The sequence below is a fragment of the Georgenia sp. 311 genome, assembly GCF_006151955.1.
Classification (GTDB): domain Bacteria; phylum Actinomycetota; class Actinomycetes; order Actinomycetales; family Actinomycetaceae; genus Oceanitalea; species Oceanitalea wutianyii.
This window is the reverse complement of the sequence record NZ_VDFS01000038.1, coordinates 1-22,404: the sequence shown is the minus strand read 5'-3', so window position 1 is coordinate 22,404 and position 22,404 is coordinate 1. Positions and strand designations below refer to the sequence as shown.

Below are 22,404 nucleotides of genomic sequence, written 5' to 3'. Positions count from 1 at the left end.
GACCTGACCCTCGAGATGCAGCGCTCGTACCTCGACTACGCGATGAGCGTCATCGTCGGGCGTGCGCTGCCGGACGTGCGTGACGGCCTCAAGCCGGTGCACCGCCGCGTGCTCTACGCGATGTACGACGGCGGGTACCGGCCCGACGCGTCGTTCAACAAGTGCTCGCGCGTCGTCGGTGAGGTCATGGGGCAGTACCACCCCCACGGCGACACCTCGATCTACGACGCCCTCGTGCGCCTGGTCCAGCCGTGGTCGCTGCGCTACCCGCTCGTCGCCGGGCAGGGCAACTTCGGCTCCGCGGGCAACCTCGGCGCCGCCGCCCCGCGGTACACCGAGTGCAAGATGGCGCCGCTGGCCATGGAGATGGTCCGCGACATCGACCAGGACACGGTCGACTTCCACGACAACTACGACGGGAAGAACCAGGAGCCGGACGTCCTGCCGGCCCGCTTCCCCAACCTCCTCGTCAACGGGTCGGAGGGCATCGCGGTCGGCATGGCCACGCGCATCCCGCCGCACAACCTGCGCGAGGTGGCCGAGGGCGTGCAGTGGTTCCTCGAGAACCCCGAGGCCTCCAAGGAGGAGCTGCTCGAGGCGCTCATGGAGCGCATCAAGGGCCCCGACTTCCCCACCGGCGCGACGATCCTCGGCCGCCGCGGCATCGAGGATGCCTACCGCACCGGCCGCGGCTCGATCACCCAGCGCGCCGTGGTCAACGTCGAGGAGATCCAGGGCCGGCAGTGCCTGGTCGTCACCGAGCTGCCCTACCAGGTGAACCCGGACAACCTCGTCACCAAGATCGCCTCGCTCGTCCACGACGGACGGCTGCAGGGCATCGCCGACATGCGCGACGAGTCCTCCGGCCGCGCCGGCCAGCGGCTCGTCATCATCCTCAAGCGTGACGCCGTCGCCAAGGTCGTGCTCAACAACCTCTACAAGCACACCCAGCTGCAGGACAACTTCCCGGCGAACATGCTCGCGCTCGTCGACGGCGTGCCCCGCACGCTGAGCCTCGACGCGTTCGTCCGGCACTGGGTGAACCACCAGATCGACGTCATCGTGCGTCGTACGCGGTTCCTGCTCAAGCGGGCCGAGGAGCGCATCCACATCCTGCGCGGCCAGCTCAAGGCGCTGGAGATGCTCGACGAGGTCATCGCCCTCATCCGGCGCTCGGAGAGTGGGGACGCCGCGCGCGGGGGCCTCATGGACCTGCTCGACATCGACGAGATCCAGGCCGATGCCATCCTCGCGATGCAGCTGCGCCGCCTGGCCGCCCTCGAGCGCCAGAAGATCGTCGACGAGCACGACAAGATCGAGGCGGAGATCCGCGAGTACAAGGACATCCTCGCCTCTCCGGAGCGCCAGCGCCGGATCGTGTCGGAGGAGCTCGGCACGATCGTCGCGAAGTACGGCGACGAGCGGCGCACGACGGTCGTCCCCTACGAGGGCGACATGTCGATCGAGGACCTCATCCCCGAGGAGGACGTCGTCGTCACGATCACCCGTGGCGGCTACGTCAAGCGCACCCGCACCGACAACTACCGCTCCCAGCGTCGTGGCGGCAAGGGCGTGCGCGGCACGCAGCTGCGCGAGGACGACATCGTCGAGCACTTCTTCGTCACCACGACCCACCAGTGGCTGCTGTTCTTCACGAACATGGGCCGGGTCTACCGGGCCAAGGGGTACGAGCTGCCCGAGGGCGGGCGTGACTCCAAGGGCCAGCACGTGGCGAACCTGCTGGCCTTCCAGCCGGACGAGCGCATCGCCCAGGTGCTCGCCCTGCGCAGCTACGACGACGCGGACTACCTCGTCCTGGCCACCCAGCGCGGCCTGGTGAAGAAGACCCGCCTCGGCGAGTACGACACCAACCGCACCGGCGGCATCATCGCGATCAACCTCCGCGAGGACGAGGAGGGCCGGCGCGACCGCGTCGTGTCCGCCAGCCTCGCCAACAGCGACGACGACCTCCTGCTCGTCTCGCGCAAGGGGCAGTCGATCCGCTTCACCGCGACCGACGAGGCGCTGCGCCCGATGGGCCGTTCGACCTCCGGCGTCACCGGCATGAAGTTCCGCGGCGACGACGAGCTGCTCGCGATGGACGTCGTCCACCCCGGTCACGAGAGCTCGGCGCTCTTCGTCGTCACCGAGGGCGGGTTCGCCAAGCGCACCGCCATCGAGGAGTACCGGGTGCAGGGCCGCGGCGGTCTCGGCATCAAGGTCGCCAACCTCGTCGAGGCCCGCGGGGACCTCGTCGGCGCGCTGCTCACCAGGCCCGACGACGAGGTCATGGTCATCATGGAGGGCGGCAAGATCGTCCGGTCGGCGGTCGAGGAGGTCAACCTCACCGGTCGCAACACCCAGGGTGTCATCTTCGCCAAGCCCGACAACGGGGACCGCATCATCGCCGTCGCACGGAACGCCGAGCGCGACGCCGATGGCGTAGCGTCACCCGAGGAAGCCGAGGAGCCCGCCGAGGGTGACGATGGAGGACAGTCATGAGCACCAGCACTCCCGGGCCGGAGGACGTGACGCGTCCGGCCGCCACCGAGCCCGGCACGGGGTCCACGACGTCCCAGGACCGCACGGCGATCCGCACCAGCCTCGCTGAGCGCTTCGCGGCCGCCAAGGGCGTCTCCGAGCACCCGGTGGTCCCCCACCCCGACCAGACCGCCCCGGTCGGCGGCGCCAGCGCCGTGCGCACCGGTCAGGTCTCCGGCGGGTCGGCGACGGCGCCGCGCTACGGCGCCCAGTCCTCGACGACGGAGCGTCCCGCGGCTGCTGCGGGGGCGACGCAGACCGCCCAGGGGCCGGCCGCCGGCAAGAGCGAGCCGCGCGCTGCCGCCCGTCCCTCCTCCGGCCCGCGGCGCGTGCGCCTGTCGGTCGCGCGGGTGGACCCGTGGTCGGTGATGAAGCTGTCCTTCCTCCTGTCGATCGCCGTCGGCATCGGCATCGTCGTCGCCGCGGCCGCCATGTGGCTCGTGCTCGACTCGATGCACGTCTTCGCCGACATCGAGGAGCTGCTCGTCACCCTCGACTCGGAGAACTTCCTCCGGCTCATGGACTACGTCCAGTTCGACCGCGTGGTCTCGATGGCGGCGATCATCGCCGTTGTCGACATCCTGCTCCTCACCGCCCTCGCGACACTGGGCGCGTTCCTCTACAACATCGTCGCGGCGCTCGTCGGCGGCGTGCACCTCACGCTCACCGACGACTGAGTGTGGCGAACACGACGTCCCCGGGGCCCGGTCCAGGTTTGGGCAGGGCCGCGGCCCTGGGGTAGTCTCATCCGGCACCCATGAGGCGTCACCGGGTGCGACGGGCCTATAGCTCAGACGGTTAGAGCGCTTCCCTGATAAGGAAGAGGTCGCTGGTTCGAGTCCAGCTAGGCCCACACGACCACCACGGAGGCAACCCATGAAGAAGCTTCTCGGAGTCGCCGCCCTGGCGGCAGCCGGCTACGCCGTCTGGGCGAAGGTCCGGGCCGACCGCGAGGAGCGGGCCCTGTGGCAGGAGGTCACCGACAGCTTCGGCGGGAACACCTTCCCCGAGGCGCCCGAGGCCTCCACCGCCCACTGAGCGCGGGTAGCATTCCCCCGCCGGCCACGTCGCCGGCATCGGGGCCATGGCGCAATTGGTAGCGCACCTGCTTTGCAAGCAGGGGGTTACGGGTTCGAGTCCCGTTGGCTCCACCACGGCATCTGGCCGACCTCACCGCGGCTCGAGATCCTGCGTCCCGACGACCGCGAGCATCTCCAGCGCGTCCGCACTGTCCGTGCCGAGCGCCGGGGTGAACCACAGCAGCCGTTGCCGGCCAGCTTCGCGCCGCCCACGGTGAGGTCACGTGTGGCTGTCTCCTTGGGCGCGCGCACCGCCGAGGCGTCGAAGCGGCGCTCGATGCGGGTGTGCCGCGGCGCCGGCTCGGTGAGGGTCGTGGACCACACGAGCTTGTCCGCCGCCTGCCAGGCGTAGGCGGAGTCGGCAAAGAGCCCTGGGCGTGCGGCGAGGGAGGGTCGGTACTTCGCCCTCTACCCGCACGACGACGAGGTGTTCGCGGCATCGACCGCTCTCATCAGGGAGGCAGGCACGCTGCTCTACGCACGGCGGCTGTACGAGGCGGTGTGGGACAACCGGGTCAGCCCTCGAGCAGCGCGGCGATCTCGGTGGCTCCGAAGTACTGCGCGGTCGCGCGGGCGCTCGGGGTCCCGGCGTCCGGGTCCGCACCGGCGGCCACGAGGCGGCGCACGATCCCCGGCGCCTGCTTGAACACGGCACAGACGAGGGCGCTCTGGCCACGGTCGTTGAGCCGCGAGACGTCGGCGCCACGCTCGAGGAGCAGCGCGACCGTGTCCTCGTGCTCGTGGTAGCTCGCCAGGATGAGCAGGGAGTCGCCCTTGTCGTTCGTGAGGTCGACGGGGGCACCTGCGTCCAGGTACGCGGCCAGCGCGTCGGTCTCACCGCCGCGGGCGAGGTCGAAGACGTGCGCGGCCAGCGCGTGGACGTCGTCGCTCATCGGGTGTTCCTCCTCAGGGGGACGACGATGCCCGGGACCACCAGGGCCCCGGGCATCGTGTGTGGTTCTGGTCAGGCGTTGCGGGTGTCGTCGACGTCGGTCTCGCCGCGGCCCTTGTCGATGGGGTCGGTGAGCTCATCGGTGGCACCGGCAGCGGCGCCGGCCTCGGCGGCGACGATCTCGGCGTCGGCGGCGGGCTCACCGTCCTCGACACCGGCGGGGGCCGTGGAGACCTCGGCGACGGTGGTCACCGTCGTGTCCTCCCAGTACTCCTCGGCCCACGGGTCGTCGACGGGCTGCGTGCGGCGCCACAGGAGGTAGCCGGTGCCGGCGGCCGCGGTGCCGACGAGCACCCAGCCCAGGGCCTTGCCCTTGCCGCCGCGCTTCTTCGGCTTCGTGGTGAGCGCCTTCTGGGCGGCCTTGCCGGCCTTGACGGCCTTGCCCTTGGCGCCGTTCTCCTTCGCGGCGGCCTCGGCGGCGTCGTGCATCGCCTTCTGGACGCGCGGCAGGTAGTCGTCGACGATCTTGTCGCGAGCGTGGTCGACGGCAGGGCGGGCCTTGCCGGCCGCGGCCTCGATCTTCGGGGCGGCGACGGAGACGCCCTCGCGCCACGCCTTGTCGATCTTCGGGGCGGCGACGTCGGTCGCCCACACCTTCCCCTGCCCTGCCAGGGCGGCCGCGGCCTCGGTGGCCCGCGAGGCCTGCTCGGTGAGGGTGTGGCCGAGGTCCGCTGCCTGCTGGCGCACCTTCTCGGCGTCGATCTCGCTGATCTTCGGCTTGCGCGACATGTGCTCTCCCTCGTGGCTTTCAGGTACGTGCGGCCATAGTCCCATCAAGGGTGGACCGGCGCACCATTCCTACGGCGGATTCTCGCGCTGCGCCCGCTCGCTGCGGCGTGAAAGGATCGGCGGTATGGAAGCAACTGTGCACACGAACCTCGGGGACATCGTCATCGAGCTGTTCCCCCACCACGCCCCCAAGACCGTGGAGAACTTCGTCTCCCTCGCCAAGGGCGAGCGGACCTGGACCAACCCGGCGACGGGCCAGGAGTCGAACGACCCCCTGTACGACGGCGTGATCTTCCACCGGATCATCCCGAACTTCATGATCCAGGGCGGCGACCCGCTGGGCTCTGGGCGCGGCGGCCCCGGCTACACCTTCGACGACGAGATCCACCCGGAGCTCGACTTCACCCAGCCCTACATGCTGGCGATGGCCAACGCCGGGAAGATCGGCGGCCGCGGCACCAACGGCTCGCAGTTCTTCATCACGACCGCGCCCACGACCTGGCTGCAGGGCAAGCACACGATCTTCGGTCGCGTCGCGGACGCCGAGAGCCGCGCCGTCGTCGACAAGATCAGCGCCGTCCCCACCGGCCCGGGCGACCGTCCGGTCGAGGACGTCGTCATCTCCTCGATCACCGTCACCGACTGAGCAGATGACCGCCAGTCCCTACGGGCAGGCCGGCGGCGCCCAGCCACCGGTCTGCCCGCGGCACCCCGACCGCGTCTCGTACGTGCGGTGCCAACGCTGCGACCGGCCCGTGTGCCCCGAGTGCCAGCGACCGGCAGCGGTGGGCGTCCAGTGCGTCGACTGCGTCGCCAGGGCGCAGGCGGCGATGCCCGCCCGCCGCACGGTCTTCGGGGCCAAGGTCCACAGCGGGCGGCCAGTGGTCACGATGACGTTCGTCGCCCTGTGCGTGCTCGCCTACGCCGCCCAGCGGGTGTTCCCGGGCCTGAGCACGCCGGCGTACTTCATGCCGGCCCTCGGTGAGCTCGAGCCGCACCGGTTCCTCACCGCCGCGTTCCTCCACGGCGGGTTCCTCCATCTCGCGGTGAACATGTACGCCCTGTGGATCGTCGGCTCGGTGCTCGAGCCGGCCCTGGGGCGCTGGCGGTTCGCCGCCCTGTTCCTCGTGAGCGCCCTCGGCGGCTCGGTTGGCGTCCTGCTGTTCGCCTCCCCCTTCGAGCACGACTGGGTCACCCCCGTCGTCGGTGCCTCCGGCGCGGTGTTCGGCCTCTTCGGCGCGATCGGGCTCGCTCTGCGCCGCCTCGGGCGGGACACGACCCAGATCGTCGTGCTCATCGCGATCAACGCCGTGCTCGGGTTCGTCATCCCCAACGTCGCCTGGCAGGCGCACGTCGGTGGCCTGCTCACCGGCCTCCTGCTGTCCGCCGCCTACGTCTACGCGCCGCGCGACCGCCGGACCGCGGTGAGTGTCGTGGCCACCGTGGGGGTCACCGTGCTCCTCGTCGTCCTCGCTGCCGCGAAGTACGCGATCTCCTGAGTTACACAGATGTAGTTCTCCACAGGCTTGTGCACACCTGTGCACCTGGGGAAATGACAACCATGTAGTTCTCCACAGGTTTGTGCACACCTGGGGAAGTTACACCGCTGTAGTTCTCCACAGGTTGCTCCACACCTGTGGGCACAGCCGGGGACGAGACACCCGGAGACGACGAAGCGCCGGTCCAGCACTGGACCGGCGCTCCGTGGACTGGCGGACTACCGCCAGCGCAGGGTCATGAGGAACCCGACGAGCAGGACGACGAACCCGATCGCCAGGTTGAGGTTCCCGATGCCCGGGATGGGGCCGGCAGCCTGGATGATGTAGGTGATGACCACCCACAGCATGCCGACGACCATGAGGACGACGGCGGTGGGCACCCACCAGCGCGGGCTCTCCTTGGGCTGGGCAGGCGTGGGCGGGGGCGTGTACGTCGCCTTGTTCTTGCGGCGCTTGGACTCCGGCACTGTCAGCTCTCCTTCGGTGTCCCGCCCGGCCGGCGGTACCTCGGTACGGTCGCGGTGTCGCCTGCCCTTCCTGGCACGCGACGCCTCCCCTAGCGTAGTGGGCGGAACGCCGAAGAAGGGCACGCCCCTGCTCGGGAAAGGAGGATGTGGACGATGGCTCGCTCGCTGAAGGGCTCGCACTGGAACGGTTCGGTGGCCGTCGGTCTCGTCGCCGCGCTCGCCGGCCTCCTCTTCGCCACCAGCGCCACGCTCTTCGAGGACGAGGCGGACCGGTCCGCCACCAACCTCGTCGACCTCGCCCGCGTCGAGACCGCCCGGCTGGAGGAGAACGAGGAGGAGGTCGCCCAGCTGCGCCAGGAGCGCGCCGATCTCGTGGCCCGGGAGCAGCCGCCGGCCGCGCCGGACCCGGAGGCGGGCGTGCTCACCGCCCTCGCCGCCGGGCAGACGCCGGTGACCGGGCCGGGCGTCGTCGTCGAGCTGTGGGACGCCCCCGCCCCGCCGGACCTCGCCGCCAGCGGCCTGCACCCCGACGACCTCGTCGTCCACCAGCAGGACCTCGAGGCGGTCATCAACGCCCTGTGGACGGGCGGAGCCGAGGCGATGATGATCCAGGACCAGCGGATCACCTCGACCTCCTCCGTGCGCTGCGTGGGCAACGTCCTCCTGCTCCACGGCCGCCACTACTCCCCGCCCTACCGCGTCTCGGCCATCGGGGACCCGCAGGAGCTCGCCGCCGCCGTCGAGGCCGCCCCCGGGGTGCAGGTCTACCTCCAGTACGTCGACGCCGTCGGTCTGGGCTGGTCCCTCGAGGAGACGCCCGCCATCGACATGCCCGCCTACACGGGCTCCCTTCGTCTGGACCACGCGCGAGCAGGGTGAACTACGCTGATCCGGACCCAGTGAGACGCGACCAGAGGACCTCGATGGCCAGCACGGACGTCGACCAGCTCGAGTGGCTGCCCGGCCAGCCGGACGACGGCACGCCGCGGCGCACCCGGCCGCGCAAGCGCAGGGGTGGCTTCCTCGCCGGTCTCGTCGGCGTCGTCGGCGAGCTCATGATCACCGCCGGCGTCCTCCTCGGGCTCTTCGTCGTGTGGCAGCTGTGGTGGACGGACGTCGAGGCGAACAACCACCAGGCCCAGGTCCTGGAGGACTGGCGCGGCCAGGGCGACGTCATCGACGCGCCGCCGCAGCCCGGCGAGCCGCGCACCGACCCGCCGCCGCTGCCCACGGTGGGCGGCGAGGGCGACGTCATGGGAACGCTGCACGTCCCGCGGCTCGGACCGGACTACGAGTACTCGATCGCCGAGGGCGTGAGCCTGGGCGCGGTCCTCAACCGGGGCTACATCGGGCACTACCCCGACACCCAGCTGCCCGGCGAGGTCGGCAACTTCGCGACGGCCGCACACCGGCAGTCCTACGGCGCGCCCTACCGGGAGATCGAGCAGATCGTCGTCGGCGACTCGCTCGTCGTCGAGACCGCCGACGCCTACCTCGTCTACGAGGTCGTCGGGTCCGAGGTGGTCCACCCCTCGCAGGTCGAGGTCATCGCGCCGGTGCCGAACGAGCCCGGTGTCCCGCCCACGGAGCGGATGATCACCCTGACGACGTGCCACCCCCTGTTCTCCGCCGCCGAGCGGTGGATCACCTACGGCCAGTTCCAGCACTGGGTCGACAAGAACGACGGCATGCCGGCCGAGCTGCTCGAGCTCGAGGAGGGACGCTGATGTACGGCGCGTTGTGGCGGGTGCTCCCCGGGCCCGCGTGGTTCCGGGTCATCCTGCTCCTCCTCCTGGCGGCGGCGGTCGTCTACGCCTGCTTCACCTGGCTGTTCCCGCAGATCGCCCCCTACATGCCCTTCAACGAGACCACCATCGAGGGAGCCCCGTGACCCGCGTCCTCGTCGTCGACAACTACGACAGCTTCGTCTGGACGATCGTCGGCTATCTCGAGCAGCTCGGCGCAACTGCCGTCGTCCAGCGCAACGACGACGTCACCACCGACCCGCGCGACGTCGACGCCGTCCTCGTCTCCCCGGGCCCGGGCACCCCGAAGGGTGCGGGCGTCACGCTCGACGTCATCGCGGCGTGCGCCGAGCACCGGGTGCCGATGCTCGGCGTGTGCCTGGGCCACCAGGCCCTCGGTGAGCTCTTCGGGGCCACCGTCACCCACGCGCCCGAGCTCATGCACGGCAAGACGTCCCTCGTCGAGCACGACGGCACCGGTGTCTTCGCCGGGCTCCCCACGCCGTTCACCGCCACCCGGTACCACTCGCTCACCGTCGACCCGGCCACCGTGCCGGACACGCTGCGGGTCACCGCGCGCACCGCGAACGGCATCGTCATGGGCCTGGAGCACCGCGACCTGCCGCTCCACGGCGTGCAGTTCCACCCCGAGTCCGTGCTCACCGACCACGGGCACCGGCTGCTGGCGAACTGGCTCACGATCGCGGGTGACCGCGAGGCGACCGCCCGCAGCGAGGGCCTCGCCCCGCTCGTCCGCCGCTGACACGGCTCGCCCGAGCCTGGTACGACGAGAGCCCGGCACCGCCTCCGCGGTGCCGGGCTCCGGCGTCTGTGGCTACAGCTCCTCGCCCGCCCGGTGGCCGGGCTCGGCCGAGCCGCTCGGCGGCGGCTCCTCCGTGGTCGGGCTCTCGCTCGGCGCGGGCTCCTCGGTGGGAGCCGGCGTCGGGGTCGGCGTGGGCTGGACCGGCGTCGGGGCCTCGACGGCCACCGTGAGCTCGATCGTGCTGAACCGCGGCACCGGGCCGGTGCGGTCCTGGTCGAGCACCGTACCCGGGTCGAAGTCGCCCGAGGGCTGGTCGACGGCGCTCACCGTGAGGTTGAGGGCGCGCAGCGCCTCGGTCGCCGCCTCGATCGTCTGGCCGCGGACGTCGGGGACGTCGACGTTGCCGGTGGCGATGTGGAGGACGACCTCCGCCCCCGGCTCGACCGGCTCACCGGCCGGCGGCTCGGTCTGCGCGACGCGGTCGGCCTCGTAGTCCGGGCTGTTGATCGGCCGGTAGGTGATCCGGACGCTGATGCCCAGCTCGTCCTCGGAGAGCTGGTCCTGCGCCTGACGCTGGCTCAGGCCCACGACGTCGGGCATCTCGACGGCCTCGGGACCGGCGGAGAAGCGCACCGTGACGGTCTGCCCCTCCTCGACCTCGGCGCCGACCGCCGGGTCGGAGCTGACGAAGATCCCGGGCTCGATGTCCGCGGAGAACTCCGGGTCCCCGATCGCGAAGACGAGTCCCTCGCCCTCGACGGCGAGCCGGGCCGCCGTCTGGTCCATCCCGGTGAGGTCGGGGACGGTGACGACGGCGGGCGGGTCGGGCTCGGTGTCGTTGTCGTTGGTGAGCAGGAGGTAGGTGACGCCGGCGGCGGCCAGCAGGCCCACGAGCACGAGCACCCACACCCACCAGGGCGAGCGCTTCTTCGGCTCCTCGTCCTCCTCGGCGGCCACGGCCGCGCGGGAGCCGGTCTGCGCCGGCATCGCCCGCGTCGCGGACGGGGCGGCGCCGATGACGGAGGTCGCGTCTGCCGCGGCCGCGGCAGCGATCCACGTGCTCGCCGCCGGCGCGCTGACCTCACCGCCGCGCACCGCGGCCTCGAGGTCCGCCCGCATCGCGTCGGCGTCGGGGTAGCGGTCCTCGCGGTCCTTGGCCAGCGACTTGAGCACGATCCGGTCGAGCGCCTCGGGGATGTCGGAGGCCACCTGGCTCGGCGTCTTGGGCATCTCGCGCACGTGCTGGTAGGCCACCGCCACCGCGGAGTCGCCGCTGAAGGGCGGCTGGCCGGTGAGCAGCTCGAAGAGCAGGCAGCCGGTGGAGTAGATGTCGGAGCGGGCGTCGACGACCTCGCCGCGGGCCTGCTCCGGGGAGAGGTACTGGGCGGTGCCGACGACGGCGTGGGTCTGGGTCATCGTCGCGGCGGAGTCGGCCATCGCGCGGGCGATGCCGAAGTCCATGACCTTGACCTGCCCGGTGGGCGTGAGCATGACGTTGCCGGGCTTGATGTCCCGGTGGACGATGCCCTCCCGGTGGGAGTAGGCCAGCGCGGAGAGCACCCCGATGACGATCTCGCAGGCCTCGTCGATCGGCACCGCGGCGCCGTCGTTGAGCAGGGAGCGCACCGTGTGGCCCTCGACGTACTCCATGACGATGTACGGGACGTGGGCGCGCTCACCGCTCGCGGTGACGACGTCGTCCTCGCCGGTGTCGTAGACCGAGACGATCGCCGGGTGGTTGAGGGCCGCCGCGGCCTGCGCCTCGCGGCGGAAGCGCGCCTGGAAGGTGGGGTCGCGCGCGAGGTCGGACCGCAGCACCTTGATCGCCACCGTCCGGGAGAGCCGGCTGTCGTAACCGATGTAGACCTCGGCCATGCCCCCGCGGCCGATGAGCTCACGGACCTCGTAACGTCCTGCGAGCACCTTGGGTACTTCGTCCACCACTAGGGGATCCTCACTGTCGGTCGGTCGGCTGGGCGCATGTCGGGGGCACTGCCCACCCGACCGTCCCCGCCCAGGGCAAGGGTACCGAGGGTCAGGGCGAGCAGGAGGGCGAGCACGACACCTGCCGCGAGAGCGGCGACCCAGCGGCGGTCGGCGGCCAGGTCCTCCCACGTGGGTCGTTGCCAGCGGTCTGCGGGTCCACGACGACGCCCGGGGGGCGTGGCCGAGGCAGCCCGCTGCGGGCGCGCCGTCGTCGTCCTCCTCGTGCCGGCGGGCGCGGGCGTCGGAGGGGAGAGCGGGGCCTCCCCGAGCTCATCGAGGCGGCGGGCGACCACCGCGGCGGACGGCGGCCGGTCCGCGGGGTCCTTGGCGAGCATCGCGGTGACGAGCTCGCGGACCGGGGCCGGCACGTCGTCGGGGAGCGGGGGCAGCGGGGAGGTGACGTGTGCCATCGCGATGTCCACCTGGGTGGTGCCGGTGTAGGGCCGGCGGCCGACGATGGCCTCGTAGGCGATGACGCCGAGGGCGTAGAGGTCCCCGGCGGGCCGCGCCGGCCTGCCCATCGCGAGCTCGGGCGGCAGGTACTGGGCGGTGCCCATGACCATCCCGGTCGCCGTGAGCGCCGGCTGGTCGGTCGCGACGGAGATGCCGAAGTCGGTGAGCTTGACCGTGCCGTCCGGGGTGAGCAGGACGTTGGAGGGCTTGACGTCGCGGTGCACCACCCCGGCGTCGTGCACCGCCTGCAGGCCGCGGCAGCACTGGAGGAGGATCGGCAGCAGCCGGTCCAGGGGCAGGGTGCGCTCGCGGGCGAGGATGCGGGACAGGGGCTCGCCGGGCACGTGCTCCATGACGAGGAACCCGCCGCCGTCCTGCTCGCCGTAGTCGAGGACGACGGCGACGTTCGGGTGCACGACGCCGCTGGCGTTGCGCGCCTCGGCGCGCAGCCGGTCGAGCGAGGCCTCGTCCCCCAGGAGGTCCTCGCGCAGCACCTTGGCCGCGACCGTGCGCCCGAGCAGCCGGTCACGGCCGCGCCACACCTCGCCCATGCCGCCGACGGCGATGCGCTCGGTGAGCTCGTAGCGTCCCTTGAGGAGGTGTCCTGTGCGGATCGGCACGCCTACTCCAGGAGCAGCGCGGCGAGCACCTGCCGCGCGATCGGGGCGGCGGTGGTCCCGCCGGAGGCGACGTCCCCCTCGAACCCACCGTTCTCCACGACCACGGCGACGGCCACCCGCGGGTCGTCCGCGGGGGCGAAGGACGTGAACCACGCGTGCGGCGGGGCGTCCGTCCCGCTCTGCGCGGTGCCGGTCTTGCCGGCGACGGCGATGCCCGGCAGCTGGGCGGCCCGCCCGGTGCCGTTGGCGACGACGCTCGTCATGAGCTCGGTGAGCACACCGGCGGTGCGCGGGGTGACCGACTGGCGCAGCTCGGTCGGCTCGGTCGTGGAGACGACCTCGAGGTCGGCGTTGCGCTCGGTGGCCACGAGGTAGGGCTGCATCTGGCGCCCGTCGTTGGCGATGGCCTGGGAGACCATCGCCATCTGCAGCGGCGTGGCGCGCACGTCGAACTGCCCGATGGAGGCCAGGGCGGTCTGCGCGGCGTCCATGTCCTGGGGGAAGCTCGAGGGGGTCACCTGCAGCGGGATGCGCAGCGGCTGGCCGAACCCGAACGCCTCGGCCTGCTCCCGCAGGGCGTCCGCGCCCAGGTCCATGCCGAGCTGGGCGAACGTCGTGTTGCACGACTGCTCGACCGTGTAGCGCAGCGGCGCTGTGTCGTTGGGCGTGCACTGGATGCCGCCGGGGTTGTTGATGACCCGCGTCGACTGCGGGAGCTGGAGCTGGGCGGGGGAGGGCACCGGGCTGTCGGCGTCGAGGTTGTCGGCCTCGATGGCCGCCGCGGCGACGACGATCTTGAAGGAGGAGCCCGGCGCGTACAGGTCCCCGCCGATCGCCCGGTTGACGAGGGGCTCGGTGGGGTCGGCGACCAGGGCGTCGTAGGCCTCCTGCGCCGCCGAGCCGGAGTGCACGGCGAGGGCGTTGGGGTCGTAGCTCGGCTTGGAGACCATGGCGAGGATCGCCCCGGTCCGGGTGTCGAGGGCGACGACGGCGCCGCGCTGGTCCCCGAGCGCGTCCCAGGCGGCCTGCTGGGCGCGCGGGTCCAGGGTGAGCTCGACCGACCCGCCCTGCGGCTGGCGCCCGGTGACGAGGTCCTGGAGCCGCTGGACGACGAGGGAGTCGGCGGTGCCGCCGAGGACGTCGTTGGCGGCGAGCTCCATGCCGGTCATCGAGCTCAGCGCGGCGGCGAAGTAGCCGGTGGAGTGCGCGTAGAGGAACGGCTGGGAGTAGGAGCGCTGGTAGCGGTAGTCGGTGTCGACCGGCGTCGAGGAGGCGATCGCCTCCCCGGCGACGATGATCGGGCCCCGGTCCTGCCCGAACTCGCGGTAGATGGTGCGCACGTTGCGACCGTCGGCGTTGAGCGACGGCGCCTGGACGTACTGGACGGACGTGGCGGCGACCATGAGCGCGAGGAACATGAGCGCGGCCACCACCGTGAGCCGGCGGACTGGCGTGTTCACGAGAGCCTCACCACCTCGGTGGGGTTGGCGTCGTCACCGGTCGGGCGGAACGTCACCTCGGCGACCTCCCCGGAGGTGTCGAGCGGCGGGATCGGCAGCTCGCCGCTCATCGCCGCGGGCCGGCGGGCGGCGTCGGAGATGCGCAGGAGCAGCGCGACGATCATCCAGTTGACGACGAGGGAGGAGCCGCCCTGGGCGAGGAACGGCATCGTCAGGCCGGTGAGCGGGATGAGCCGGGTGACCCCGCCGACGACGACGAAGCACTGGAAGGCGACGACGAAGGACAGGCCCGAGGCGAGCAGCGTGCCGAAGCCGTCGCGCACCCCGATGGCGGCCCGCATGCCGCGCTCGACGAGGACGAGGTACATGAGGAGGATCGCCAGCAGGCCGGTGAGGCCGAGCTCCTCGGCGAGCGAGGCGATGATGAAGTCGGAGTGGGCGTAGGGCACGATCTCGGGCCGGCCCTGACCCCAGCCGGTGCCCATGAGGCCGCCCGACGCCATCCCGAACAGCCCCTGGACCACCTGGTAGGAGCCGCCGAACGCGCGGTTGTAGATGTCGGGGTCCAGGGCGTTGAGCCAGACGTCGAAGCGGGCGCCGACGTGGTCGAGGGTGGCGGCGGCCAGCGCCGCCCCGCCGCCGAAGAGGAGCAGGCCGATGAGCACCCAGCTCAGCCGTTCGGTGGCGACGTAGAGCATGGCGACGAACAGGGCGAAGAAGAGCAGCGCCGTGCCGAGGTCCCGCTGGAAGACGAGGACGACGAGCGCGACGCCCCAGGCGAGGAGGATCGGGCCGAGGTCGCGGGCCCGGGGCAGCTGGAGGCCGAGCACCTTCGGGCCGGCGAGGGCGAGGGTGTCGCGGTTCGTCACGAGGTAGCCGGCGAAGAAGATGGCGAGGAGCACCTTGGCCAGCTCGGCGGGCTGGAAGGACAGCCCCCCGAGCGAGATCCAGATCCGGGCGCCGTTGATCGTCGCGCCCAGCCCCGGCACGAGCGGCAGGAGGAGCATGACGAGGCCGAGGATCATCGACAGGTAGGTGTAGCGGCGCAGCTGCCGGTGGTCGCGCAGGAGCACGACGACGGCGACGGCGGCCGCCACCCCGAGCATCGTCCACATGACCTGGCGGGAGGCGAAGGACGTGCCCTCGGCCTGGTCGATGCGGTAGATCATCGCGAGCCCGAGGCCGTTGAGGGCGACGGCGGTAGGCAGGATGACAGGGTCGGCGTAGGGCGCTCGCCACCGCAGGACGACGTGCGTGAGCACGGCGAGGACGACGAGCACCCCGAGCTGGGTGAAGACCCCGCTGGGGACCTCGCCCGTCGTCGCCAGCCCCACCTGCACGTAGGCGTACAGGCCGATGCCGATCGCGAGGGCGAGGAGCCCCAGCTCGACCCACCGGCCCGGGCGCCCTGCCTGCTGGCTGACGATGGCCATCTAGGCCCCGTCCTGCGTGGCCCCGGGCACGCTCGTCGGGGTGGGGGCGGGGGTGGCGCCGTCGGCGGGGCGGCGCACGTCTGCCCGCAGCTCGCGCACGCGGGTCTCGGCGTCCTCGAGGGAGTCGACGGTCATCGTCGCCTCGAGGCGGTCCTGGACGTAGCTGGGCAGGTCGTCCAGGCGCAGGTCGGTGCGCTCATGGACCTCGGAGAGGGTGAGCGGCCCGAGCTCCTGGGGGATGCCGCGGTAGATGGCGACGACCTCGCCGTCGGGCGCGAGGTAGTACTGGTCCTGGGTCCAGCGGTAGCCGAACCAGGCCGCGGCACCGAGGCCGGCGAGGACGAGGAGCGTGAGCAGGGTGGCCCCGATCCAGCGGCGGCGCGGACGGGGCTGGTCCTCCTCGTCCTCCTCGGCCGGCCGCGGTGCGGGCGCGGTCAGGGCTGCGGCGCGGCCGGCGGCGCCCGGGGTGCCTCTCGTGGCGCGCAGCCGGTCGGTGGCGGCGGCGCCGACGACCTGCGGGGTGGTCGCCGGGACGAGGCCGTCGGGGAGGTCGTCGGCGTCGAGGAAGTCGGCGATGACGCAGGTGACGTTGTCCGGACCGCCGCCGCGCAGGGCGAGGTCGATGAGCTCCTCGGCGCAGCGGCCGGGGTCGGCGACGCGGGTGAGGGTCTCGGCGATGGTCTCCGCGCTCACCACGCCGGACAGGCCGTCGGAGCACAGCAGCCAGCGGTCCCCGACCTTCGCCTCGCGGACCGACTCGTCGAGGATGACGTCGCCGTCGGTGTCGCCGAGCACCCGCAGGAGCACCGAGCGCTGCGGGTGGCGCTCGGCCTGCTCGGGGGTGAGGCGGCCGATGTCGACGAGGTGCTGGACGAAGGTGTGGTCGGTGGTGATCCGGGTGAGCTCGCCGTCGCGCAGGAGGTAGGCACGCGAGTCGCCGATGTGGACCATGGCGATCTTGTTCTCCGAGCGGAGGACCGCGATGCACGTCGTGCCCAGGCCGGCGAGCTCGGGGTCGGCCTCGGCGCGTTCCTCGAGGTCGGCGTGCGCGGCGGCGACCGACTCGCGCAGGCTCGGCAGGAGGTCGTCGGCCGCCGGCTGCTCCTCGTCGAGGTGGACGAGGTGGGCCAGGGCCACGGAGGAGGCGATGTCGCCGCCGGCGGGGCCGCCCATGCCGTCGGCGAGCACGAGGAGGTGGGGCCCGGCGTAGCCGGAGTCCTGGTTGCTCGAGCGCACGAGCCCGACGTCGGAGCGGGCGGCGAAGTTGACGGTCAGCGGCATGGGCTCAGCGCTGCAGCTCGATGACGGTCTGACCCACCCGCACCGGCGTGCCGGTGGCGAGCTGGACGGGCTGGGCGAGGCGACGATCCCCGACGAACGTGCCGTTCGTCGAGCCGAGGTCCTCGACCCACCACGAGCCGTCCTGGGGGAAGAAGCGGGCGTGCCGCCCGGAGGCGTAGTCGTCGTCGAGGACGAGGGTGGAGGCGGGGGAGCGGCCGATGATGATCGCCGAGGGGCCCAGCGGCACGGTCGTGCCCGAGAGCGGGCCCTGGGTGACGACGAGGCGGGTGGGGGCGCTGCGCGCCGGGCGCGGGGCCGCGGGGCGTGCCTGCTTGCGTGACCGGGCGGCGCCACGGACCCGGCGCACGATGCGGGTGCCGAAGATGTCCTGGCGGAGCACGGCGAGGGCGCTGAGGACGAAGACCCACAGGAGCACGAGGTAGCTCAGGCGCAGGAGCGTGACGGCGAGCTCGGTCATCGGCCTGCCTCGGCGCTCGCGCCGTTCCAGAACATGATCCGGGTGCGGCCGATGGTGATCGTGTTGCCATCCAGGAGGGTTGCCGCCTGGACGCGGTGGCCCTCGACGAACGTGCCGTTGGTCGAGCCGAGGTCGGTGGCGACGGTCCCCTGCGGGGTGACCCGCAGCTCGAGGTGACGGCGCGAGACACCGGAGTCGTCGACGACGATGTCCGCCTCGGTGCCGCGGCCGAGCACGGTGACCGGTCCGGTGAGCAGGTAGCGCTGACCGTCGATGTCGATGATCGGGTGGCGCGTGGAGGCCGCGGTGGACGTCGCGGGCGCGGCGGCGCCGCGGACGGTCGCGGTCTCGACGTCGAGGCGGCCGGTGGACACGGACTCGTCGGTCTCGAAGACGACGCGGACCGGGCCGACGAAGGCGTACTGCTGGCTGTCGGCGTGCTCGGTGGCCGCCGAGACCATCTCCTCGGCGAGGGCGTCGGCGCCCCACGCGTCGACGCGCTCGCGGTCCTCGGGGCTCAGCCGCACGGTGAACTCGTTGGGCACGACGGTGCGTCCGCGGGAGACCGCGGCGGCGCGGTCGTCCATCGCGCGGCGGATCGCGCTGGCGATCTCCACCGGCTTGACCTCGCTGCGGAACGCCTTCGCGAAGACGCTGTTGACCGCGTTCTCGACCTTCTTCTCGAAGCGATCGAGAGCTCCCATCGTGACACCTCCTCCCTTGAGCCACCCTGATCGTAACGATCATGCATCGTTCCCGAGGCATCGGCGTGGAGGTAGGGGCGCGGCAGACCCTGTGGGGCGGCCCCGTGGCGGCCAGGTGGGGCGCGCGAGGGCCCTGGCTGTGAGCCCGCTCTCGTTGCCCCCCGCGGCGTCGTCCCCGGCCCGAGCCCCGTGCTAATCTCGTCCTCGCTGTACACGCGCGAGTGGCGGAATAGGCAGACGCGCACGGTTCAGGTCCGTGTGCCCGAAAGGGCGTGGGGGTTCAACTCCCCCCTCGCGCACAGCAGGAGCGGCGGGTCCCCCAGGGGCCCGCCGCTTCGTCGTTCTCTGAGCCGCCCCCGCGCCGTGATCCCTCTGGGACGCCCCTCGCAGCCCGCGGACGCCCCCTGCGCGGCGCCGCGCGGCCGCAGAAGGGTGTCCCAGACGAGCTGTGCGAGCCACTGAGTCCGCCGGTCGGCCCGGTGGAGGACCCGTAGCCGCCCGCCCGGCCGCGGGTCCCTGCGGGCCGACGGGGACCCCCACCACCACCTCTGGGACACCCCCTGGATCCCCGGAGACACCCCGTGCAGCGCGCCCGGGACCCCGTAAAGGGGCGTCCCAGAGAACGCGCCGCGCCGCCGCCGACCTCGCCCGGCCCTTCTCTCTGGGACACCCTCTGGATCCCCGGGGACACCCCGTGCAGCGCGCCCAGGAGCCCGCAAAGGGGCGTCCCAGAGGGAGGGTGGGAGGAAGGCGCCTCCTCTTTCGCCGGGGGCGGGATGGGGCCACCATGGTGGTGAGCCGGTACAGCGGCCGGCACTGACGGAGGTGAGGGGCATGGCACCCGTCGAACCGGGGGACAGGATCGTCGTCAACGCCACGCACGTGGGCGGCCACACCCGCGACGGTGAGGTCCTCGCCGTCCACGGTCAGGGCGGGACCCCGCCCTACCTCGTGCGGTGGTCGGACACCGGCGCCGAGTCCCTCTTCTTCCCGGGCTCGGACAGCGTGGTCCACAGCGGAGGGGTGGGCGAGCCGACCTGACCTCACCCGCCACCGTGCCCGCGCGCGTCGCGCTCCGGGCGGCGGTCGGCTGGCTACGCTGAACCTCCGCGAACTCCTCGATCTCGACGGCGCGCTGCCGATCGTCGGTACGGGCCGTGTCCGCGCGCCCTGCCTCCGACTCCCGGGACCTCCACGCCGCCATGCGCATCCCCACGAGCCGCCTGCGGGCGCTGACGGCGGGCGTCCTGCTGGCCCTCGGGAGCGTCGCGGCACCGGCGGCCGCGGCGGCCGCACAGCCGTCCGGCGAGGTACCGCCACCCGTCGAGCAGCCCGGCCCGGTGCCCGGTGAACCCGTGGCTCCCGTCGTCGTCCACCTCCCGCCGCCGGTCCACCTCGACGACGGCGCGGGCTACCTCCTGCCCGACCACCCCGGGGTCACGTGGCTCGTCGACGGCACGCCCGTCGCCGACCTCGTCGCGGCGGGGACGGCGCGCCACGTCCCCGGCGACCCGATGGGGCACGTCGAGATCACCGCGGAGGGCCTGGGCCGGGAGCTAGCCGGCGTCGTCCTCGGCGCGCTCGCCGCCGAGGGCCACGTCCTCGCCACCGACGACGACGGCGGCACGGCGCCGGTCCGCTACGTCATCGACCCGCGGGCGGCGGCCGAGCTCGTCCTCCCGGAGGCGTTCGACGCGGACGGGACCGAGGCGGACGCCGTCCACGTCCCGGAGGCGCCCGGGCAGGTCGTGCGTGACGCGGCGGGGGAGGTGCTCGCGCCGGGGGTGCACCTCCCGGCGCTCGCGTACCTCGACGGCACGGCGGTCCTCGAGCTCACCGTGACGGCTGCCGCCGGCCACCGGCTCGAGGCCGAGGGGCAGCCGGTCGAGCCGCTCCCGGGCGCGGGCGGGACGCACGTGGTGACGCTCCTCCTCACCGACGCGGTCACGCCCCCGGTCGAGGAGCCCGAGCCCGAGCCGCAGCCTGAGCCGAGCACGCCCCCGCCCGCCCTGCCTCCTGCCGACGAGCCCTCCGTGCCCCCGGCCCTGCTCAACCTGGACGCCGCGGCGCCGTCAGAACCGATGAGCGCCCCGGCCGTCACGGCGCCCGCGACCGGACCCGCGTCCGCGGCGGCGGCCGAGGCGCCCGCGCCGCCGCCCGAGGCGTCGATCCCGCGGGAGCCGCAGGACCTCGAGCTCCTCGTGATCCTCGGTGCGTTCTTCCTCGGAGGGCTCGGGCTCGTCCTCGGCGTGGGCCGCGACGCCCGCTGAGCCGGCGCCGTCACCCCGGCGCGCGCGGCCCGGCGCTCCTACGATGCACCCATGCCACGCATCGCCACCGCCGACCGCGTCAGCCGCGAGGAGCTCCTCGAGTTCCTCCGCACCCGCCACCACCACGTGCTGCTCACCCGGCGCGCCGACGGGCGCCCGCAGCTCTCGCCGGTCAGCGGCGGCGTCGACGAGTCCGGGCGGATCGTCATCTCCACCTACCCCGACCGCGCGAAGGCGGTGAACCTGCGGCGCGACCCCGCGGCGTCGGTGCTCGTGCTGGGCGAGGACTGGGACGACGCGTGGGTGCAGGTCGACGGCACCGCCGAGGTGCTCGACATGCCCGAGGCCGAGGACGCGCTCGTCGACTACTACCGGTGCATCGCCGGCGAGCACCCGGACTGGGAGGACTACCGCGCCGCGATGCGACGCCAGGGCAAGTCGCTCATCCGGATCACGATCACCGGCTGGGGACCGGTCGCGACCGGAGGCTTCCCGCCCGACCGCGTGCCCTCCTGACCGGGCCGCTCAGCGGTCCCCGGCCATGCCGAGCGCCCGCATGCTCCCCTCCGGGGACAGGTCGAGGTGGCGCAGCAGCTGGGCGTTGGCCGCGACGACGACGGTCGACAGCGACATGAGCACCGCGCCGGCGGCCATCGGCATGACGAACCCGACCGGCGCGAGCACACCCGCCGCGAGCGGGACCGCGGCGAGGTTGTAGCCCGCCGCCCACCACAGGTTCTGCGTCATCTTGCGGTAGGCCGCGCGGGACAGGTGGATGACGGACAGGACCGAGCGGGGGTCATCACTCGCGAGGACGACGCCCGCCGAGCCGATCGCGACGTCGGTCCCCGCCCCGATGGCGATGCCGACGTCCGCTTGGGCGAGCGCGGGCGCGTCGTTGACGCCGTCGCCGACCATCGCGACGGTGCGTCCCTCCCGCTGCAGCGCGGCGACCTCCTCGTTCTTGCGCTCGGGCCGCACGCTTGCGAGCACCCGGTCGATGCCCAGCTCGGCGGCGACCGTGCGCGCCACCGGCTCGGCGTCACCGGTGATCATCGCGACCTCGATCCCCAGCGCGCGCAGCCCGGCGACCGCCTGCCGAGACTCGGGGCGCACGGCGTCGGCGAGGGTGAGGACACCGATCGGCTCACCGTCGCGCAGGACGTGGAGCACGGTCCGCCCCTCGTCGGACCGGTCGGCGGGCAGCGGCCGGGCGTCGTGCTCGGCGAGGAGCGCCGGACCACCGACCGCGACCCGTGCGCCGCCGACGACGGCGCTCACCCCGACCCCGGGCGTCGACCGGAATGCCCCGGCGTCCGGCACGGTGAGCCCGCGGCCGGCAGCGGCCCGGACGACCGCCCGGGCGAGCGGGTGCTCGCTCGGCGCCTCGACCGCCGCCGCCAGCGCGAGCACCTCGTCCTCTCCGACGCCGGGGGTGGCCCGGACGGCGGCGAGGGCCGGCTCGCCGGTCGTGAGGGTGCCGGTCTTGTCGAGCAGGACGGTGTCGACCGTCCGCATCCGCTCGAGCGCGAGCCGGTCGGTGACGAGCACCCCGCCGCGGGCGGCGCGCTCGGTGGCGATGGAGACGACGAGCGGGATCGCCAGCCCGAGCGCGTGGGGGCAGGCGATGACGAGGACGGTGATGACGCGCGTGAGCGCCGTCTGCGGCGTGCCCCAGGCGAGCCAGGCGACGGCGGTGAGCGCCGCCACCCCCACCGCGTACCAGAAGAGCCAGCCCGCGGCGCGGTCGGCCAGACGCTGCGCCCGGCTGGCCGAGCTCTGCGCCGCCCTCACCAGCCGCTGGATCCCGGCGAGCGTCGTGCCCTCCCCGACGGCGTCGACCCGCACCCGCAGGCCAGAGTCGGTGGCCACCGTCCCGGCGACCACCCGGTCTCCCTGCCCGCGGCGGACCGGGACGGACTCCCCGGTGATCATCGACTCGTC

23 protein-coding genes and 3 tRNA genes are annotated in these 22,404 nt (G+C 73.0%); 15 read left to right on the top strand and 11 right to left on the bottom strand.

All coding sequences use genetic code 11. From position 1 onward, the window contains the following. The first annotated feature begins 15 nt into the window (after positions 1–15). The 5 genes from gyrA to FHE66_RS06970 all read left to right on the top strand — a co-directional run bounded on the left by gyrA (position 16) and on the right by FHE66_RS06970 (position 3,695). On the top strand, positions 16–2,502 hold the full coding sequence (gyrA, locus tag FHE66_RS06985) for a DNA gyrase subunit A (RefSeq protein WP_139072421.1): 2,487 nt from the start codon (positions 16–18) through the stop codon (positions 2,500–2,502). Next, complete coding sequence (locus tag FHE66_RS06980; protein ID WP_139072248.1) at positions 2,499–3,218, top strand: DUF3566 domain-containing protein; 720 nt, start codon at positions 2,499–2,501, stop codon at positions 3,216–3,218. Before gyrA ends, FHE66_RS06980 begins: the two co-directional genes overlap by 4 nt. A 102-nt stretch (positions 3,219–3,320) precedes the next feature. Beyond that, positions 3,321–3,394: transfer RNA gene (locus tag FHE66_RS06975), tRNA-Ile, on the top strand. 23 nt (positions 3,395–3,417) lie between these two features. Next, positions 3,418–3,579, top strand: coding sequence for a DLW-39 family protein (locus FHE66_RS15450; protein WP_168202596.1), 162 nt, complete (start codon positions 3,418–3,420; stop codon positions 3,577–3,579). A gap of 40 nt (positions 3,580–3,619) precedes the next feature. Beyond that, positions 3,620–3,695, top strand: a tRNA-Ala gene (locus FHE66_RS06970). 440 nt (positions 3,696–4,135) lie between these two features. On the opposite strand, the gene FHE66_RS06955 is transcribed toward FHE66_RS06970, so the two are convergent. Both FHE66_RS06955 and FHE66_RS06950 read right to left on the bottom strand, forming a co-directional pair. Beyond that, the gene (locus FHE66_RS06955) at positions 4,136–4,513 is read right to left on the bottom strand and encodes an ankyrin repeat domain-containing protein (protein ID WP_139072247.1); all 378 of its coding nucleotides are present in this window, start codon (positions 4,511–4,513) and stop codon (positions 4,136–4,138) included. A gap of 71 nt (positions 4,514–4,584) precedes the next feature. Next, entirely contained in the window at positions 4,585–5,301 is a 717-nt protein-coding gene (locus FHE66_RS06950; protein ID WP_139072246.1) for a hypothetical protein, read from the bottom strand. Between the two features lie 124 nt (positions 5,302–5,425). Between FHE66_RS06950 and FHE66_RS06945 the strand changes: the two genes are divergently transcribed. Next, positions 5,426–5,947, top strand: a complete 522-nt coding sequence (locus FHE66_RS06945; RefSeq protein WP_139072245.1) for a peptidylprolyl isomerase — start codon at positions 5,426–5,428, stop codon at positions 5,945–5,947. A gap of 139 nt (positions 5,948–6,086) precedes the next feature. Beyond that, a complete protein-coding gene (locus FHE66_RS06940; protein WP_230976472.1) occupies positions 6,087–6,800 on the top strand; it encodes a rhomboid family intramembrane serine protease in 714 nt (237 codons plus the stop codon). A 218-nt stretch (positions 6,801–7,018) separates the two neighbouring features. Here the strand turns inward: FHE66_RS06940 and FHE66_RS06935 are convergent, their stop codons facing one another. Further along, the gene (locus FHE66_RS06935) at positions 7,019–7,267 is read right to left on the bottom strand and encodes a cell division protein CrgA (protein WP_139072243.1); all 249 of its coding nucleotides are present in this window, start codon (positions 7,265–7,267) and stop codon (positions 7,019–7,021) included. A 153-nt stretch (positions 7,268–7,420) separates the two neighbouring features. On the opposite strand from FHE66_RS06935, the gene FHE66_RS06930 reads away from it, so the two are divergent. Genes FHE66_RS06930 through FHE66_RS06920 form a run of 4 tightly spaced genes read left to right on the top strand, consistent with a single transcriptional unit; the run spans position 7,421 to position 9,775 of the window. Beyond that, the gene (locus tag FHE66_RS06930; RefSeq protein WP_139072242.1) at positions 7,421–8,146 is read left to right on the top strand and encodes a DUF881 domain-containing protein; all 726 of its coding nucleotides are present in this window, start codon (positions 7,421–7,423) and stop codon (positions 8,144–8,146) included. 44 nt (positions 8,147–8,190) lie between these two features. Next, complete coding sequence (locus tag FHE66_RS06925) at positions 8,191–8,994, top strand: class E sortase (RefSeq protein ID WP_139072241.1); 804 nt, start codon at positions 8,191–8,193, stop codon at positions 8,992–8,994. Beyond that, positions 8,994–9,158 (top strand): hypothetical protein, encoded by a 165-nt coding sequence (locus FHE66_RS15445; RefSeq protein ID WP_176554687.1) that lies wholly within the window; start codon positions 8,994–8,996, stop codon positions 9,156–9,158. Before FHE66_RS06925 ends, FHE66_RS15445 begins: the two co-directional genes overlap by 1 nt. Continuing rightward, positions 9,155–9,775 carry an aminodeoxychorismate/anthranilate synthase component II gene (locus FHE66_RS06920; RefSeq protein ID WP_139072240.1) on the top strand — a complete coding sequence of 207 codons (621 nt, stop codon included), beginning with the start codon at positions 9,155–9,157 and terminating at the stop codon, positions 9,773–9,775. Before FHE66_RS15445 ends, FHE66_RS06920 begins: the two co-directional genes overlap by 4 nt. Positions 9,776–9,847: 72 nt before the next feature. Here FHE66_RS06920 and pknB read toward each other — a convergent pair whose 3' ends face one another. Genes pknB through FHE66_RS06885 form a run of 7 tightly spaced genes read right to left on the bottom strand, consistent with a single transcriptional unit; the run spans position 9,848 to position 18,190 of the window. Then, positions 9,848–11,716, bottom strand: a complete 1,869-nt coding sequence (gene pknB / locus FHE66_RS06915) for a Stk1 family PASTA domain-containing Ser/Thr kinase (protein WP_139072239.1) — start codon at positions 11,714–11,716, stop codon at positions 9,848–9,850. A 2-nt stretch (positions 11,717–11,718) separates the two neighbouring features. Beyond that, a complete protein-coding gene (locus FHE66_RS06910; RefSeq protein WP_230976474.1) occupies positions 11,719–12,834 on the bottom strand; it encodes a serine/threonine-protein kinase in 1,116 nt (371 codons plus the stop codon). A 2-nt stretch (positions 12,835–12,836) separates the two neighbouring features. After that, positions 12,837–14,294 (bottom strand): penicillin-binding protein 2, encoded by a 1,458-nt coding sequence (locus FHE66_RS06905; protein WP_139072238.1) that lies wholly within the window; start codon positions 14,292–14,294, stop codon positions 12,837–12,839. Further along, positions 14,291–15,727 (bottom strand): FtsW/RodA/SpoVE family cell cycle protein, encoded by a 1,437-nt coding sequence (locus FHE66_RS06900; protein WP_139072237.1) that lies wholly within the window; start codon positions 15,725–15,727, stop codon positions 14,291–14,293. The genes FHE66_RS06905 and FHE66_RS06900 overlap by 4 nt, the downstream gene beginning before the upstream one ends. Next, positions 15,728–17,008: a PP2C family serine/threonine-protein phosphatase gene (locus tag FHE66_RS06895; protein ID WP_139072236.1), complete on the bottom strand. Its 1,281-nt coding sequence runs from the start codon at positions 17,006–17,008 to the stop codon at positions 15,728–15,730. Positions 17,009–17,012: 4 nt separating this feature from the next. Next, positions 17,013–17,486 (bottom strand): FHA domain-containing protein, encoded by a 474-nt coding sequence (locus tag FHE66_RS06890; RefSeq protein ID WP_139072235.1) that lies wholly within the window; start codon positions 17,484–17,486, stop codon positions 17,013–17,015. Continuing rightward, positions 17,483–18,190, bottom strand: a complete 708-nt coding sequence (locus FHE66_RS06885) for a DUF3662 and FHA domain-containing protein (RefSeq protein WP_139072234.1) — start codon at positions 18,188–18,190, stop codon at positions 17,483–17,485. The genes FHE66_RS06890 and FHE66_RS06885 overlap by 4 nt, the downstream gene beginning before the upstream one ends. 215 nt (positions 18,191–18,405) lie before the next feature. Between FHE66_RS06885 and FHE66_RS06880 the strand changes: the two genes are divergently transcribed. From FHE66_RS06880 to FHE66_RS06865, 4 genes are all read left to right on the top strand, one after another. Beyond that, positions 18,406–18,489, top strand: a tRNA-Leu gene (locus FHE66_RS06880). Positions 18,490–19,024: 535 nt separating this feature from the next. After that, a complete protein-coding gene (locus tag FHE66_RS06875; protein WP_139072233.1) occupies positions 19,025–19,231 on the top strand; it encodes a DUF1918 domain-containing protein in 207 nt (68 codons plus the stop codon). 116 nt (positions 19,232–19,347) lie between these two features. Next, entirely contained in the window at positions 19,348–20,460 is a 1,113-nt protein-coding gene (locus FHE66_RS06870) for a hypothetical protein (RefSeq protein ID WP_139072232.1), read from the top strand. Positions 20,461–20,511: 51 nt separating this feature from the next. Continuing rightward, entirely contained in the window at positions 20,512–20,976 is a 465-nt protein-coding gene (locus FHE66_RS06865) for a PPOX class F420-dependent oxidoreductase (protein ID WP_139072231.1), read from the top strand. 9 nt (positions 20,977–20,985) lie between these two features. On the opposite strand, the gene FHE66_RS06860 is transcribed toward FHE66_RS06865, so the two are convergent. After that, positions 20,986–22,404, bottom strand: a 1,419-nt coding sequence (locus FHE66_RS06860) for a heavy metal translocating P-type ATPase (RefSeq protein WP_139072230.1), incomplete at its 5' end; no start/stop codon positions are given.